The sequence below is a fragment of the Priestia endophytica genome (assembly GCF_026790145.1).
GTDB classification, from domain to species: Bacteria; Bacillota; Bacilli; order Bacillales; family Bacillaceae_H; genus Bacillus_I; species Bacillus_I endophytica_A.
Genome location: NZ_JALAMS010000001.1, coordinates 256,014 through 272,697 on the forward strand (window position 1 = coordinate 256,014; position 16,684 = coordinate 272,697).

General features: G+C 36.4%; 16 protein-coding genes and 1 riboswitch. Of the genes, 8 read left to right on the top strand and 8 right to left on the bottom strand.

The genetic code is table 11. The features are described from left to right. Positions 1-8: 8 nt before the first annotated feature. Positions 9-449, top strand: coding sequence for a YrvL family regulatory protein (locus MOC86_RS01345; protein ID WP_268582410.1), 441 nt, complete (start codon positions 9-11; stop codon positions 447-449). Positions 450-755: 306 nt separating this feature from the next. Next, entirely contained in the window at positions 756-2,192 is a 1,437-nt protein-coding gene (locus MOC86_RS01350; protein WP_268582411.1) for an amino acid permease, read from the top strand. Positions 2,193-2,237: 45 nt separating this feature from the next. Here MOC86_RS01350 and MOC86_RS01355 read toward each other — a convergent pair whose 3' ends face one another. From MOC86_RS01355 to MOC86_RS01375, 5 genes are all read right to left on the bottom strand, one after another. Further along, positions 2,238-3,005 carry an energy-coupling factor transporter transmembrane component T family protein gene (locus MOC86_RS01355; RefSeq protein ID WP_268582412.1) on the bottom strand — a complete coding sequence of 256 codons (768 nt, stop codon included), beginning with the start codon at positions 3,003-3,005 and terminating at the stop codon, positions 2,238-2,240. Beyond that, complete coding sequence (locus MOC86_RS01360; RefSeq protein ID WP_268582413.1) at positions 2,995-4,668, bottom strand: ABC transporter ATP-binding protein; 1,674 nt, start codon at positions 4,666-4,668, stop codon at positions 2,995-2,997. The genes MOC86_RS01355 and MOC86_RS01360 overlap by 11 nt, the downstream gene beginning before the upstream one ends. Next, complete coding sequence (locus MOC86_RS01365) at positions 4,643-5,251, bottom strand: ECF transporter S component (RefSeq protein ID WP_268582414.1); 609 nt, start codon at positions 5,249-5,251, stop codon at positions 4,643-4,645. Before MOC86_RS01365 ends, MOC86_RS01360 begins: the two co-directional genes overlap by 26 nt. Further along, complete coding sequence (locus MOC86_RS01370) at positions 5,248-5,859, bottom strand: YkoF family thiamine/hydroxymethylpyrimidine-binding protein (RefSeq protein ID WP_268582415.1); 612 nt, start codon at positions 5,857-5,859, stop codon at positions 5,248-5,250. The genes MOC86_RS01365 and MOC86_RS01370 overlap by 4 nt, the downstream gene beginning before the upstream one ends. A 97-nt stretch (positions 5,860-5,956) precedes the next feature. Beyond that, positions 5,957-6,060: riboswitch (TPP riboswitch) on the bottom strand. A 67-nt stretch (positions 6,061-6,127) separates the two neighbouring features. Beyond that, entirely contained in the window at positions 6,128-7,345 is a 1,218-nt protein-coding gene (locus MOC86_RS01375) for a DUF418 domain-containing protein (protein ID WP_268582416.1), read from the bottom strand. 180 nt (positions 7,346-7,525) lie between these two features. Here MOC86_RS01375 and MOC86_RS01380 point away from each other — a divergent pair, with 180 nt between their 5' ends. Genes MOC86_RS01380 through MOC86_RS01390 form a run of 3 tightly spaced genes read left to right on the top strand, consistent with a single transcriptional unit; the run spans position 7,526 to position 10,545 of the window. Further along, a complete protein-coding gene (locus MOC86_RS01380; protein WP_268582417.1) occupies positions 7,526-8,242 on the top strand; it encodes a response regulator transcription factor in 717 nt (238 codons plus the stop codon). Beyond that, the gene (locus MOC86_RS01385) at positions 8,239-9,993 is read left to right on the top strand and encodes a sensor histidine kinase (protein WP_268582418.1); all 1,755 of its coding nucleotides are present in this window, start codon (positions 8,239-8,241) and stop codon (positions 9,991-9,993) included. Before MOC86_RS01380 ends, MOC86_RS01385 begins: the two co-directional genes overlap by 4 nt. An 18-nt stretch (positions 9,994-10,011) precedes the next feature. Next, entirely contained in the window at positions 10,012-10,545 is a 534-nt protein-coding gene (locus MOC86_RS01390; RefSeq protein WP_268582419.1) for a DUF5823 family protein, read from the top strand. 13 nt (positions 10,546-10,558) lie between these two features. On the opposite strand, the gene MOC86_RS01395 is transcribed toward MOC86_RS01390, so the two are convergent. Together MOC86_RS01395 and MOC86_RS01400 are read right to left on the bottom strand one after the other, a co-directional pair. Further along, positions 10,559-10,894 carry a hypothetical protein gene (locus MOC86_RS01395; RefSeq protein ID WP_268582420.1) on the bottom strand — a complete coding sequence of 112 codons (336 nt, stop codon included), beginning with the start codon at positions 10,892-10,894 and terminating at the stop codon, positions 10,559-10,561. Between the two features lie 370 nt (positions 10,895-11,264). Beyond that, positions 11,265-12,359 (bottom strand): AbrB family transcriptional regulator, encoded by a 1,095-nt coding sequence (locus tag MOC86_RS01400; protein WP_268582421.1) that lies wholly within the window; start codon positions 12,357-12,359, stop codon positions 11,265-11,267. 172 nt (positions 12,360-12,531) lie between these two features. Between MOC86_RS01400 and MOC86_RS01405 the strand changes: the two genes are divergently transcribed. The 3 genes from MOC86_RS01405 to MOC86_RS01415 all read left to right on the top strand — a co-directional run bounded on the left by MOC86_RS01405 (position 12,532) and on the right by MOC86_RS01415 (position 15,528). Beyond that, entirely contained in the window at positions 12,532-13,884 is a 1,353-nt protein-coding gene (locus MOC86_RS01405; protein WP_268582422.1) for an NCS2 family permease, read from the top strand. 123 nt (positions 13,885-14,007) lie between these two features. Then, complete coding sequence (locus MOC86_RS01410; protein ID WP_268582423.1) at positions 14,008-14,919, top strand: DMT family transporter; 912 nt, start codon at positions 14,008-14,010, stop codon at positions 14,917-14,919. A gap of 330 nt (positions 14,920-15,249) precedes the next feature. Next, positions 15,250-15,528 carry a hypothetical protein gene (locus MOC86_RS01415; protein WP_243514204.1) on the top strand — a complete coding sequence of 93 codons (279 nt, stop codon included), beginning with the start codon at positions 15,250-15,252 and terminating at the stop codon, positions 15,526-15,528. A 54-nt stretch (positions 15,529-15,582) separates the two neighbouring features. Here the strand turns inward: MOC86_RS01415 and MOC86_RS01420 are convergent, their stop codons facing one another. Beyond that, a complete protein-coding gene (locus tag MOC86_RS01420) occupies positions 15,583-16,509 on the bottom strand; it encodes a manganese-dependent inorganic pyrophosphatase (RefSeq protein WP_268582424.1) in 927 nt (308 codons plus the stop codon). Between the last annotated feature and the right edge of the window lie 175 nt (positions 16,510-16,684).

The window sequence follows — 16,684 nt, forward strand, 5'->3', positions numbered from 1 at the left end:
GGGAAACTATGGAGAGAAATTCAAAAAGCGTAGGAAGCCATATTATTGCTATAACTTTAATTGTACTTCTCGTCTTATTTTCAGCTAGTATCCTCTTCTTTAGTGTTTTATTTGGAACAGTTGGTTTTTTTCATATTTCAAACTCAAGTTATGACTCTATTTGGTCTATTTGCTTATTTATTTTACTTCTTTCTTTTGTAAGTGGATTTTTAGAGCTTTTTGAGTATCTATTGAAGATTATAATAACGGGGATCTCTGAACAGTCTAAAGTAACCGTTCTTTTAAAGTATGGAGTAGAACTGCTCTTTCTTTATGGATCTCTTTCCATTGTAGATGACTGGATGGAGAGTATATCGCTATCTTCGTATAGTAAACTATTTTTCGCTATTTTACTTCTTATCATTGGGAATACTGATTCTTTACAAAAAAAGAAGCATAAAAATAAATGAAGAGTAATGAATAGATTAAATTTCTAGTTCGTTAGCCCCTTAATAAAAATTCGCTTGTTATGTATAATGATGTAATTGTTGTGAGAGAAGAAAAAGTGGAGTGCCGGTAGAAAATGTGCTGTACTGCCTTTTTACCGGCTATTTGTGATGAGAAAAAAACTAAGTGTAAAATTATTCAAATAAACTAATATTCAGTCTATTTATTTACCTCTAGAACTTCTCTTTCAAGTTCAGTAGAATAGAGAAATGAGCTTATTTTATGTATAACCTATTCATTATTTTGAATACGGTTAAAGGAGTGTTTTCATGAGTAATAATGGACAACAAAATAATGGCTTACAAAGAACAATGAAAGCCCGACACTTGTTTATGATTTCCTTAGGAGGCTGTATTGGAACAGGCTTCTTTTTAGGATCAGGATATACAATTAACCAAGCAGGTTCACTAGGTGCGGTTTTATCATACTTAGTAGGTGGGCTTGTAATGTACTTAACCCTTGTTTGTTTAGGTGAGTTGTCTGTTGCAATGCCTGAGTCAGGATCATTTCAGACATATGCTACAAAATTTATTGGTCCTGCAACGGGATTCGCTATTGGCTGGCTATACTGGCTAGGTTGGGGTGTAACGGTTGCCCTAGAGTTTTTATCATCAGGACAGCTTATGCAACGATGGTTTCCAGATTCGCCAATTTGGATGTGGTGTTTAATCTTTACTGTTGTTGTCTTTTTACTAAATGCTTTGTCAGCAAAAGCATTTGGGGAATCTGAATTTGTCTTTTCGAGTATTAAGATATTAGCCATTCTATTATTTATTATTGTCGGAGGAGCTGCAATGTTTGGGCTTGTAGACATGAAAGGTGGAGAAAGTGCGCCATTTTTCTCTCACTTTGTTAGTGACGGTCTTTTCCCGAATGGCGTAACAGCTCTTCTTATTACTATGATTAGCGTAAACTTTTCGTTTCAAGGAACAGAGCTTATCGGGATTGCGGCAGGAGAAAGTGAAAATCCTGAAAAAACAATTCCAAAATCCATTCGACAAACGGTATGGAGAACGCTTTTCTTCTTTGTTCTTTCTGTAGTTATCGTAGCAGGAGTATTACCAAGAGAACAGGCTGGCGTTGTTGAAAGTCCATTCGTGGCTGTATTAGATAAAGTGGGAGTACCGTATGCAGCAGATATTATGAACTTTGTAATTTTAATTGCGCTTTTGTCTGTTGCAAACTCAGGTCTTTATGCAGCAACGCGTATTCTTTATTCGCTTTCTAAAGAAGGAATGGCAAGCCCTTCGATTGCTAAAGTAAATAAAAAAGGGATTCCAATGAATGCGTTGCTGATTACACTTGCTGTAGCACTTTTATCGCTTCTTTCAAGCGTTTTTGCAGCAGAAACCGTATTTGTTTGGCTTCTGTCACTTGCAGGATTAGGAGCGCAAATTGGTTGGATTGCTATTACCTGGTCACATCTAGCGTTTAGAAAGAAATATGTGCAACAAGGCGGAAAAGTAGAAGATTTAAAGTTCAAAACTCCGCTTTATCCATTCTTACCCGCAGTTGCTTTAATTGCAAATCTTATCGTTATGGCAAGTATGGCGTTTGATGGAGAACAACGACTAGCTCTTTATTGGGGAGGCGGCTTTTTCATTGCTTGTTATATTTACTACTTTATTCGGGTAAAAGGCAAGCGAGAAGGAAAAGAGTTTAAACAAGAAGTAGAGCTAAAAGAAGGAAAACGAATGATGATGTAACACAAAAGGAGCGATTTCTCACATGAGAAATCGCTCCTTTTTGTGTTAAAACGTAAAGTGAAAAAGCTTAGGAGCATAATAGCAAATGGCCATCACGAGGAAAGTAGAGAGAAGGAAAATGACATCCTTCTTTTTTATAGACGTTGTTTTATAAAAAACGCGTCCTTTCGCCCCTGTAAAGCCTTTCGACTCCATAGCCAGTGCTGTTCGTTCTGCTTTACGAATAGCGCTTGCTAAAAGAGGGATAATATAACGCTTCAACTGATGAATGCGGTCGTTAAGTGTTGTTGCTCGTTTAATTCCGCGAATACGATGAGCATTTTGAATGGTTTGAAACTCATCTTTCATCTGAGGTAGAAAGCGATAACCTGCTAGTATACCGTAAGCAAACTTAGGTGGTAGCTTACATTGCTGCATAAGACTTAACATCAACTCTGTTTTATCTGTTGTAAAAATAAATAACAGTGAGAGGGAGGCAAAACCAAGCACTCTTAAAGCAAGGCTAAGTCCATTTTGAAGCGTTGTCTCTGTAACCGTAATAAACCAAAAATGAGCAATAACTTTGCTTCCTGTTTTAAATTCTTCGTCTGCAAAAACGATGGAAGTCCACAAGTAGCCAAAAGCCACAAGCAGAAAAGGAAGCAGAACAAGGAGCCATTTTTTTAAAGAAACCTTCCCAAATGCAAATGTGGCTAAAACGGTGATGATAAAAAATAATAAAGGTGTCCACACTGTCAAAAAGAGTGATAAGAAAATAACAGAAAGCAAGACAACAAGTCCTTTTATAGCAGGATTAATCTCTTCAAGTTGCAAGGAGTTCACCTTCTTTCTCTAGCGCACATTGGACTTTTATTTCAAGCGGGAGGTCAAGATTGGCTTTTTGAAGCAAATCTTGTTCTTTCCAAAGCGATTCTGTTCTTCCATTAAAAAGCAACTTTCCTTCATGTAAAACAAGAACCCGATCAGCTTTTTCGTGAACAAGCTCCATATCATGAGTAATTAAAAGCACTGTTGTCCCGTCCTTGACACGCTGATCCAAAAGGGTTAGAAGCTCTTTTGTTGTTTGTGCATCTTGTCCAAATGTTGGCTCATCTAAAATTAAAAAGGATTGTTCATCGACAAGCATTGTTGCTACACTTAAGCGTCGCTTTTGACCTTGACTTAGTGAAAAGGGATTTTGATCTCTAACATGCAGAAGCCGGAACGCCTCTAGCACATGTTTCGTTTTCTCTGTTATCTCTTCTTCTAGTAAACCTTGTAGACGAAGGCCAAATGCTACTTCTTCAAAAACACTATCTGTTACGAACTGATGCTCAGGGTTTTGAAAAACATAGCCTGTTTTTTGACGAAGTGTTTTTTCGTCCCATTCTTTTAAATTCTTATTTTCTAATAAGATTTGGCCTGAAGAAGGTTTTTTTAAACGAGAAAGCAAGGTGGAGAGCGTAGACTTTCCAGCGCCATTTGTTCCAATAAGAGCTACAATTTCACCTCGGCCAATTTTAAATGAAAGATTGTTAAGAAGGGAAGGGCCTTTCTTTTGATAAGAAAAAGAAACATCTTGAACATCAATAAGCGTTTCTTTTTCTATTTTCTTTTTCTTCCTATTGAAAAAGGGAGGAGAAGACTGAAGTCCTTTTAGAAACTCTTCCATTGAAAGAGGCAAAGCGCCTTTTTTGTACCAGCCTTGTTCAATTCCTGTATAGGCAAGAGAACTAATATGTGGAATCCATGTCCCATGTTCAATTAAAAGTTCATAGTGATGTTTAAAACAGTCTTCTAACGAAGTATCAAGAATCATTTCGCCATCTTTATTAAAAACTAAACAGCGCTTTATGAGATGAACCCAGTCATCTAATTTATGTTCAATAACTAAAAGCGTAAATTTATATTCCTCCTGTAGCGTTGAGACGAGTGAAACAAGTTCTTTCGTTGAAGCAGGATCAAGATTTGCAGTTGGTTCATCTAGAATAAGAATGTCTGGTTGAAGAGCGAGCACACAAGCAAGTGCTAGCTTTTGTTTTTGACCTCCAGATAGAATTGAAATAGAGCTTTGTTTATAAGGAAGAAGTCCAACAAGAGAGAGTATTTCATCAATACGCTCTTCCATGTTTTCTTTTGGATAGTTAATGTTTTCAAGCCCAAAAGCAACTTCATCTTCAAGCGTTAACATACAAAACTGATTATCTGGATTTTGAAATACTACTCCTACGCGTTGGCAGGTTTCTCCGGCTTCAAAAGAAGAAAGATCTCTTCCAAAAATCTGTACTTCTCCATTCAAACTACCGTCAACGGCTTCTGGATACAATCCATTAAGGCAAAGCGTGAGAGTACTTTTGCCTGCACCACTTGGGCCTAATACAAAAATACTGTCACCTTTAGACGCTGAAAAAGAAACATTCTGCAGCTTTGTTTCTTCATCTTCTTCAAATGAAAAACTTAAATTTTTAACATTAAGAGGCAGTTGATTTTCGATCATTTTTTGTTCCCACCCGTTTTTTACGTTCTTTTCCAAGCGCAAAACCATTTAAAACACCTGTGTTTGCCAGTTGATCACTTAGCCATTTACCAAGTAAACCAGCAAGAAGAGCTCCGCTGACAAGTCGGACAGCAAGCATTGTACTAACATAAGAAGGATCAAGAGCATTGTAGCCTGACAAGAAATAGCCCATGATAAAACTTGTTACAGAGGCCCCCATACCAGCAAGCATAAGAATTGGTAGCGAGTATCGTTTCCAACCAGTAGCTGCGAATACAAGCTCAGGACCTATTCCTTGCACAACTCCTGTTAAAAGAAGACGAGGACCTGAAGCATTTCCAATCAGTAGTTCAACAGCGGCAGCAATTGTTTCTGAAATGAGGGCTGCTCCTGGTTTTCTAATGATATATGCTGTAATAATTGAAACAATAAACCATATTCCGAAAATAAATTCATATCCTAAGAGTCCGAACATTCCGAACAACACATTTCCAAGCTGTGTGAAAAGAAGGTACACAACAGCAAACACAACAGCTAATGCAGACATTACGACAATTTCTTTTAGTTTCCAGCTCTTTGTCATTTTCCATCACCAGGCTTTCTTTTTGTTGAAGGGCTGTTCGCTGATAAGTTGACGGTCATCACAACGTGACTTGCTTCTTTTTGGGAAGAAAGAAAAGCATCCTTAATTGTCCGGAAAATAGTGTGTGTATCTCCATCAAGATGTGTTGCATAGTGAACGCCAGCAACAAATACTCCCTCGTCTTTTGCTGTTTTAACGCCATCCATAATCACGTCCATATAGTGGGAAATCCCCATCGGATAAAGAGCGAACTGCATAGCTGTTTCAATCGAAATATCCTTGCTTTTCTCCTCGTTTAAGAGCACATCATCTTCGGATAAGTAAACATCACCTTCAGAGTCTCCAGGGCACCCAACAGAGAAAGAACCATTCAATACAACGTGAACACCTGTTTTAGCTGCGTGAAGATAAATAGCTTTTACAACGTCGAAAACATGTTCATTCCGTCCGCGTACACATGTGCTCACATTATCCGTTTTAATCCATACTTTTGATGTATCAACTTCTCTTAGTGCCGTTTTAATCACTTCAATAAAGTTATCGCACATTGGATAAAGAGAGAAGCGACATCCATAGATTCTGCTTGTTCCGCAAAGCTGTTCATTCATTTCTACTTCCTCCTAAAAGTTTATAAACACAAAAAAACTGCATCTTAAGGAAGATGCAGTCACATAGACAAAAATGTAGAGTCAATCAACATAAAAGTCGTATATTGCTACACTTCCCCACGCTAGTATTATCTAGATCGGGTTATAAGGGATCGGAACAAATGTTCACATCTCAGCTAATTAGCACCCCTAGTGCGTTATACTATACAGTTTTTTCGCTTATACACATCATAAAAGAAAGATGCTTTTTTGTAAATAGAAAGATAGATTACAAACCAGCAGAAATTTGCGTAGGCCGCTTTGTTTTCTTTCTTTTAATGCTAGGAATCTTTAAATATGTCCAAAGTCTCCAAATCCATTCCAAAGGTCCAATGATGAAGAATTGGAGCCACAGTTTGCTAAGGAAAAGCTGAATCGTAAAGAAAACAATGGTAAATACAATACCGCCTGTAACTCCTACTTTGCTGAATAATCCAAATCCATATCCATAAAAAAGGAAGGTAAAGAAGATGGATTGAGAAAGATAGTTTGTTAGTGAAAGTTTTCCAGCTCGAGCTAACGCATTTGATAGTTTTTTCCATCGTTTACTATAGGTTAAAAGAGCAATGCTTGAAATATAAAAAATGGCGACAAGAGGAGCTCCTAGTGAAGCACTAAGACCTTCTAAACTTTCATTTTGCATAAACTGTGGGACGATCTTTAATGGAAATCCAATGAGAAGAGAAATCCACCACATTTTTTTATAAAGAGAAACATAGCGATCTGGTTCATGTAGCCACCTTTTAGCCGCAACATACGCTCCTAAAAAGAACATAGGAAGAGAAGCAAGAACACTAAAGAAACCAAAAGCAATCATCTCTCCATCGCTTGTATCTTCAAAAGGCATACTATTGTTTCTAAAATGAACAACTTCACTATAAGAGCCTGTTGAATATACCTCTTTTTCTTGTGCAAGGTAGGAAGGACTTGTTGCAAGAGTATCTTCACTTCCTTCTTCAACAGGAATAAATGAAAAAGCGCTCATTAAACCGATAATCACAAGAGCAATTGTAAGCCATACTTTTGGTTTGCACCAGAGAAACAAAAATAAACAAAAGCCACATAAAGCATAAGATGTTAAAATATCGCCTTCCCAAATATAAGTTCCATGTAAAAGTCCAAATGCGAGAAGAAGAAGGAGACGACGTAAGTAAACGGTCCAAAAACGTCGCTTTTTTTCTCGACTTCGATCTCTTAAAATCATAACACCAAATCCAAATAGAAAAGAAAAAAGGGTTACAAAGCTTCCAGTACCAAAAATATTAATGAAGGAGGCTGAAATCTTTTCCAATCCTTGAGATGTTTCAATATATTCATATTCACCAAATAGTCCATATTGAAAAATGAGCATATTAACAAGCAAAATTCCAAAGAGCGCAAAGCCTCTCATTGTATCAACAGAAGAAATTCGTTCAGCACCTCTGAGAGGGGAAAGAGCATTTTTCATATATTCAATCTCCTTTATATAAGTTCTAACTCCACTATATCGTATGAACATTACCAGCCTTCAACTACTAGCTTAACAATACCTTAATTATGGTTAAATAGTCATAAAAAGTAATTCTCAATTTTTTAGGATAATGCTACGATTGGATTATTAGGAATAATGTTCCAAGGAGTGTTAGTAATGAACAATGAAAAAATATTGCTTGTTGATGATGAGAAGGCTTTAACAGAAATGCTTAGTGTTGTGCTAAAGAAAGAAGGATTTTCAAATATTAAAATAGCTCATAACGTAAAGGACGCATTTTCATATTGTAAGCAAGAACAGTTTGATTTAATTGTGTTAGATATTATGCTTCCAGATGGCTCTGGATTTGATTTGTGTCCGCAAATTAGACAGCTTACAAATGCCCCTATTTTATTTTTAACGGCACGTCAGTCAGATCTTGATAAATTAACAGGATTTGCGATTGGAGGAGATGACTATATTACAAAACCATTTAATCCGCTTGAAGTGGTGGCTCGTATTAAAGCACAGCTAAGACGTCGTGGGTTAAATGAAGCAGAAGTCACACGTGAGCAAGAACAGTTTTCATTTGGAGATGTTGTGCTCTGTGAACGAGCAGGAGAGCTTACAGTAAAAGGGCAAAGAATAGAGTGTCCTGCTCAAGTTTTTCAGCTTCTTCTCTTTTTTTGTAAGCATCCAAACCAAGTGTTTAGCAAAGCGCAAATTTATGAGAAAGTATGGAACGAACGGATTATTGAAGGTGATGAAAACACGGTAATGGTTCATATTCGTCGCATTCGGGAACGAATTGAGGAAAATCCAAGTAAGCCAAAACATCTAGTAACGGTAAGAGGACTTGGCTATAAGCTTATGACAGAAGGAATTTTGTCATGAAATTAAAAGGAAGGTTTATTTTCCATTATGGATGGCAATCGTTACTTTCTATGGTACTAGTTCTTCTTGTTACTTTTGGTGCTTTTATGTTTCTTGGGTTTGGTATGGGAGAGTATGAAATGAAACGAGATTTTGCTAGAGGTGGCCTTGAATACATGGGAGATTTTATGGAGGAAGGAGAAGGAGAAGTGAAATTCAGCCAAAAATATTTAGATGCTATTAAAGAACATGGAGGCTGGCTCCAAGTATTAGATAATAAAGGGCATGTAAAAGCCTCTTTTTATACTCCTAGTGATGTTCCAACACGCTACAATCCAGCAGAACTTGCAGATAAATGGGAAAGAAGAACTGAGTCAAACTATCAACTTTTTCTTTATCGAGGAAGCAGTGAGAAGTATACGCTTCTTTACGGTGAAAAACCAAAAGCTGAGCAATGGATTGAAAAAGCTAAACAGGATGGAAAAGTTGTAGAAGGCGAGTTGATACTTCCAGAACAGTTAAAAAAAGAGTTAAGAGAAAACGATGCCTCTCTTCAAGTGTTTAGCAAAGATGGAGAAGAGGAATTCTCCTTCAATAAAACTATTTATAGTAAAGATCAATACACTTTAGAAGATTTAACAACTAATGCCACATATGATGCAAGATATGAAACAGACATTTCTTCTCGCTATGATAAAGATACAGGAAGAACATGGGTTGTAAATGTCCCGCATGATACCCAGATTCAATTTCCGTATAGCAATGCTCAATCGTTTGAAGAATATGCCATACACATCTTTATTTTTGTAGCCGTTATTATTTTAATGATGTGGATCCTCTTTGCCCTTTGGTATTCAAGGCGTCTTACAAAACCAACGCTACATATGGTGGAATGGCTTCATAATCTAGCCTACGGTAAGTATGAAGAACCGTTAACAAAGAGAAAAGAAAGCAAAGCTTTTAAGAAAAATGGAAAGTTAAAAAGGTCATATCGTCTTTTCCGGGAAGTCAACACATCTCTTGCCCATTTAACTGAAAAGCTTCGTTACAACAAAGAAATGCGCCTTCGAATTGACGAGATGCGCGAAGAATGGATTACAGGGCTTTCTCACGATTTAAAAACTCCACTTGCTTCGATTAACGGATATGCACAGCTTCTTGTAGCAGATGAGCAGTATAACTGGAGTAAGGAAGAGACTCAAAAGTTTGCTCGGACAATTCTACAAAAAGGAGCGTATATGTCTGAGCTTATTAATGATTTGAATTTAACGTACAGACTTCAAAATGATCAAATCTCACTTGACTATGAACAGGTGGAATTAAATGAATTTGTAAGGCGCTGTGTAATTTCGTTTATTAATGATCCAAGTCATGGCCAACAGCTTCATTTTGAAAGTTATCAAGAGTCTATTTATGTTTCTATTGATCAAGCTTTATTTCAGCGTGTGTTAGAAAACATTATTGCAAATGCCATTAAGCATAATGAGAAAGGTACAGATGTGTGGATTTCTATTTTGGCTACAAAAGAGGATGTTTTCATTAGCGTGAAAGACAATGGTTCAGGAATGAGTGAAGAGACAAAAATTAACTTGTTTCAACGCTATTACCGGGGAACAAACACAGAAGAGCGGAGCTGTGGAACAGGTCTCGGGATGGCTATATCTAAACAAATTACACAACTACACGGTGCGGAAATTAATGTAGAAAGCGAAGTTGGGAAAGGAACGACAATTACAGTAAGTTTCACAAGTGTTCTTCATAAAGCATCTTAATTTAAAGGAGTGGAAAGTATGCTTATTGAAGTATTAAAAGTAGGAGTGAATTTTTTAATCGAGCTTTTTTCCGGAAATCTTCCTTCTTTATATTATATATGGTTCGTTGTTCTGTTTTTAATCTATTTTTCTCTTGGACTAATTATAAATCGCTTTTCAACCTTGAAATATAAAGGGTGGGAGCTCATTGCTGGATTTAGTATTGGTATTGTTGTACATATTTCATTAGCAAAGTTTCTTTCAATAATTGTAGAAGATGCCATAAAAAGCCCAAGTGCTATTTCTTATTATTTTCTTGGCTTAATTATGCTGACAGGAAGCGTTATCGTTGAAACCTTATATCGTTGGATTAGAGTCAAATCAAAAAGACCACTTGTTTCCTTTTTGATTTTGCCATCCTTTATTATTCTTCTTTCAATCTTCTACTTTTCAATGAAGGATATAAGTGCTATTGCGACTGCTTCAACTTCCTTTATTGTAACGTTAAGTATTGTGACAACTGTCCTTATGATGGGGCTAATTATTTTATTAGAGAAAGAGGAAGCGGCTTAAGCCACTTCCTCTTTTATTGAGCACGTTTAAATGTTTCTTCTAAATGCTTACCCCATTTTAATGTGTTACCTTCCAATTCATACTTAACAGTACGTACCCCAGCTTCTGTTGAAAGCTGAAGTTCTGTTGCACTGACAATTTGATATTTACCAACTTTAACGCCTGAGCGAAGAAGTTGTCCACTAGGTGTTAGTTCCATCATTGTTCCACTTTGAGTGTTTTCCCATTTTCCTTTTATATCTCCTGCTGCTAGTGTGTGATGTGACATTGTTTCGTATACAATAGGAGCAACCATTGTCCATGACAAAATAAACAGAGAGGCAGCAACTTTAACTACCATCTTTTTCACTTTTCTCACCTTCTATTCAAAGTATTAAAGGTAGTATGTGGAGAATATGACTTTTTTACTCATATTTTTATAAAAAAATCAACTTTCTCTGTTTATGTAACGTTATAGAAAATGACATGAAGAAATTTATTTTCTATTATATAAGTGAAAAAGAGAGGAGAGGGAACAAAAAGAGAATAAATATGTTAGAAGTTCTTACATAAAAGTGGAGAGAAAAGAGAGTTTCTTTTATTATAAAAACAAGATTAGATTGTCTCCTGAAGATGTATCTTATCTCTCAGTATACATACTGAGGTTCCCTACACCCAAATCCCCATCTTTTGTTATTTTGGGAAGCCCCACTTCTACTTGGAAAGAAGCGGGGTTTTACTTATGTTCTTTGTTTTTCTGTCCGTTGTTCTAAACGCTTGAAAAAAGCTTGTTTAAAGAGCCACCTTAGAAATGGGGGCATAAGAAATAAAATAAATAAGATGCGAAACAGTTGAAAACTTGTTACAACAGCTAGTGATGCTTTAACTTCTTCTGCTACAACGGCCATTTCAGCCATTCCTCCAGGCGCAACACTTAAGAAAGCAGTTGTTATAGGAATGTCAAAAAATAAAAAAAGAAGCATTCCGGAAAGAAAAGAAAACAAAATAAGTGAAAAAGCTGTGCAAATGGCAAAAAAACTAAAGCGAGCTTTATGTGGGAGTTTGTTTGGTTTTAAAATGAGTCCAAGATATGTACCCATTAAGAGTTGAGCTCCATCTGTAATAAGATCAGGGGGATGTGGAGCTGTCCCGCCTGCAATAACAAAAATACCAGTTGTTAAAATAGGGCCAAGTAAGAAGCGTGTGGGAAGTTTAAAATATTTTCCGGCTATAGCACATAGCAAACCAATTAAAAGAAGCCCTATGTATGTAAAGAGATCATGAAGCGAGAAAGTAGTTAAAATACTTTTCATGGGTGTTCGTTCTTGATTACTAAAAAAAGAAGCCAAAAATGGAACTGTAAAAACAACGGCCATAAGCCTTGTTGCTTGAATAAATGTCACAACAGTTAAATCAATTCCCTTCAACTCTTCCCCAAGCACAATCATTTGAGAAAGACCTCCAGGAATGCTGCCTGTTAAAGTACTCTTTAAATTAATATTTGTTACCTTTGAAACGTAATAAGCAAGGATGCTGCTAAATACTAAAATAAGAATCGTTAGAAGAAGCATTGATGGAAGATGATGAATCATACGAAGTAGCGTTTCTTTTGTAAACGAGCGACCAAGCATATAGCCAATCAAAAGAAGCCCTACATTTCTCAGTTGAACAGGCCAAAGAAGTGGAAAGGATGAAAATCGTGAGAAGACGAGCGTTGCTGTTAATGAGCCAAGCATCCAGGAAAGTGGAATGTGAAAAAATGAAAATATAGTACCTCCAACAACAGCAAGTATGAGTGTAATGAGTAAGCGAATGGGACTTGAATAAAATGACATGTAGAATATCCTTTCTCTAACAACGCTATGCGTAATATTTGAAAATAAAGACTTCTCTTATTTCCCTAGTAAATCTCTTTTTTTCTTATTATAATATAACGCAATACGTATGAAATGTCAGAGCGGATATTTCCGTTCTTTTTTTCTTTCAGCAAAAAAGGAGTGAAAGAATTTGGAAAAGCAAAAGCCAGAGTCATCAAATGATTCTTTCGCTTTTTTGGATCGTTTTTTTGAGCTATCTGCTCGAGGCACGACGGTAAAAAAAGAAATGTTGGCAGGTCTGACAACATTTATGACTGTAAGTTATGTTATCGTTGTCATCCCACTTATTTTATCAGAGACAGGAATGCCAAAAGAGGCAGCATTAGCAGCTACAATTTTTGCTATTGCCTTTAGTACTCTTCTCATGGCTCTTTGGGCGAACTTCCCGGTTGTTACAGGTCCTGGAATGGGGCTCAGCGCCTTTTTTACTTATTCCGTTGTAATTGGAGAAGGACTTTCATGGGAAACAGCACTAGGAGCTGTTTTTATTTCAGGGGTCATCTTCTTCATCCTCACCGCAACAGGGATAAGAGGGAAGATTATTGATGCTATTCCTTCTGTGCTAAAGTCTTCAATTACAGTTGGGATTGGGCTTTTTGTGGCCTTTATTGGATTGAAAAATGCCGGAATTATTGTGGGAGACGATTCTAACTTTGTTGGGTTAGGAAAGTTAGCAAGTCCAGGCCCTATCGTTGCGCTAGTAGGAGTTTTGTTATCTGCTGTTTTTATGGCGCGTAAGATGAAAGGTGCCATTATATTAGGGATTATCTTAACAACGCTTCTTGCCATGATCACAGGTGTGCAAAGTCTTCCAACTCATGTAAGTGATGTGTTCACTTTCCATCTACCGAGCGTTGCGCCGACTTTTATGAAGCTAGATATTGGAGCAGCATTTGCATACGGTATCTTTTCTATTGTGTTTTCATTCACAATCGTTGAACTTTTTGATACATTAGCAACACTTATCGGATTGTCGCGTAAAGCAGGATTAGAAGATGAGAATGGAAAGATTCCTAATTTAAATCGGGCGTTAACAGCAGACTCTATCGGTACGATGGCAAGTGCTTTATTTGGAAGTACAGCTCTTAACACATATATTGAGAATGCGACAGGAATTACAGAAGGTGGTCGAACAGGATTAAAATCGTTAACAGTAGCTGTTTTATTTTTGCTGACCCTGTTTTTAGCTCCTCTTATTCAGTTTATTCCAACCGTTGCAACAGCACCTCCGCTTATTATTATTGGAGCGCTTATGCTTAGTGACATTAAAAATATTAATATGGAAGATTTCACAGAGCTTATTCCTGCATTTTTAACAATTGTTATGATGCCTCTTACGTTTAGTATTGCGGACGGACTTGCTTTTGGTTTTCTTTCTTATACATTTCTAAAATTATTAACAGGTCGTTATAAAGAAATTCATCCGTTTCTTTATATTATTTGTATCGCTTTTATCATTAACTTTTATATGATTGGCCACTGATGGAAAAAGACCTAGTCTTTTTCCATCTTTTTATTTTGTCCGTCAAATTCATTCTTTCAGGAAAGCTGGAAAGGAGTTACAATAAACATTGGATATGTGAATAAGGGGAAATCAGGTGAAAAAGTGAAGAAAACAACGGTATATGCACTTCTTGTAGCAGTAATGGCAATGTGGGGATTAAATATTATTTGGCTCAAGCTTTTAGTGAATGAATTTGCGCCTGTCACAATGACTGCTTTCCGGATTTTTGTAGCGGGTGTAGCTGTCCTTCTTTTTCTTTCTGTAAAAGGAGTGGTGCGAAAACTCACATTTAGAGAATTTAGTTTTATTTGTGTTGTGAGTTTGTTCAATATTGTTGGTCACCACTACTTTCTATCGGTCGGTTTAACAAATACAACGGCTATGAACGGAGGACTAATTCTAGGCCTTGTTCCTATTTTAACAGCTATTGCATCTCTATTTTTGTTAAAAGTAAAGTTTAGCATAATGAAGGTAGTTGGAATTCTTTTTGCGTTTTTTGGAGTGAGTTTTGCTCTTGTAGCAGGGCATGGCGGAGCAATTAGTACATCGTACGGTGATGTGCAAATCTTTTTAGCTGCGGTATCCCAAGCAATCAGTTTTGTGCTTATTAAAAAAGCCTCAACAAATATTGATGCCCGTCTTATGACAGGATGGCTTATGATTGTTGGCTCAGCTGTTTTATTCTTTGTTAGCCTTGCTGTTGAGCCACAAGGATTAGCTACGATGAAAACAGATAACTATTTAATTTGGCTTGTTTTTATAGGTTCGGCACTTCTTGCCACAGCTTTTGGGCATATGACATACAATTATGCAATGCAGCACATTGGAGCAAGCGAGTCTGCTGTATTTATTAATTTAAATCCATTTTTTGCGTTAATTTCGTCTTATCTTTTTCTTGGAGAATCGCTTTATATAACACAATTTATTGGATTTCTGCTTATTGTTTTTGGCGTTTTAGCTGGAAGTGGAGCGGTTGAACAATGGAGAAGAGCGAAGGTTACGTATAAGATGTAATGATAGAAAATAGGCATTGAATCAAATGATTGAATGCCTAGCTTTTTTATGTTACCTATAAGAAGAACATTTTTATAAATCTGAATCTATAAATCTTAGTTAGCTTTTATGTTATGAGCTGTTTTCAGGAAAAAAGCCCAAGATAATATTTGTGAATTTTTTTACTAAACCAAGGAGAGTAGTTCAAAATTTTACGCATTCATAAATATCATTTAATGCTTACTGTAGGTCTTCCTTTTTATTAAAAAGAAAACTATAAGGAGTTAGGGTGTGCTCTCTTCTGTGTGTTTTTGTTGGAAAGGGGAATGATAGTAAGGGAGGAGGAAGAGAATGATTAGTTCACATCCATATATCCATATTACAAAAAAGATTAAACATAATCGTCAAGAATATGAGGAGTTGGAATATCAGCTTGAACTTTACGAAGATAAAATTGTAGCAGGAGGGGAGCAGTTTGCTATTAAAGCTGTTCTTGATGTCTCGTATCGGATTACAACAAAAAGCTATGGTTTTCTCTACTTACATACAACAAAAGGAGTGTTTTCTTACTTAGTAAAGGAAAATCCTCAGTTATTTATTAGGCACTGCAAAGAGAAACTTAACTGGTGAGAAAATAAGGTGTTTAATAGAAAAAATCCTTGGAGAGGCCTCCAAGGATTTTTATTATGATAAAGCTTCAGTTAGTGGTGGAACGATTTGTTTCTTACGAGATACAACACCCTTTAGAAGAGCTTTGTCGTCAACAAGAGAAACATCAAACGCTTTTTCAACTGCTTCTGTTTCTTTACCGATTGCAAGCGCCATTGAGTTGCTATTAAGAATATCTGTTACAACAAGAACAAAAAGATCTAAGCCTTTTTCTGCAATTGTTTCTAACATAGCATGTTTCAAGTCTTCTTGACGGATAAGAACATCGTTTGTATCAACAGCATTGATTTGCGCTACTTCAACACGATGCTCACCCATTTGGAATTCTTTAGCATCTAATGTGATAAGTTCTGCAATCGTTTTGTCGCTTAAGTCAGCTCCAGCTTTAAGCATAGCTAAGCCATACTCTTCTGCATCTACTTCAGCAATTGATGCAAGTTCTTTTGCTGCTTTTACATCTTCTTCAGTGCATGTTGGTGACTTGAATAAAAGAGAGTCTGAGATAATAGCTGAAAGCATTAAGCCAGCTGTATCTTTTTTAATTTCAACACCGTGTTCTTTATAAAGTTTGTTTAGAATTGTTGCTGTACAACCAACAGGTTCAGCACGATAGTAAAGCGGATCAGTTGTTTCAAAGTTTGCAATACGATGGTGGTCAATAACTTCTAAAACACGAACATCGTTAATATCTGATACACTTTGTTGACGTTCGTTATGGTCAACTAAGATTACGCTGTTTACTTCGTTTGCTACAGTCTCCACAAGACGAGGTGCTGAAGTGTTGAATTTGTCTAAAGCAAATTGAGTTTCTCCGTTTACTTCTCCTAAGCGAACAGGTTCAACGTCAAAGCCTAGAGCTGCTTTTAATTCAGCGTAAGCAATAGCTGAGCAAATTGTGTCTGTATCTGGGTTTTTATGACCGAAAATAAGAATCTTTTCCATAATTAATCTCCTTTTTCCTATATGTAAAATAAGTATACATACATACTATACCATCTCTCTCAGTTTGTAAAAAAGTCTTAGGCAAAAATTATTCTTTTTTATTGACTGATATGAAATAGAGCTTAACTATCATTTTTTATTATAGAAAAGAAGGAGATATACCGCTTTTTATTTG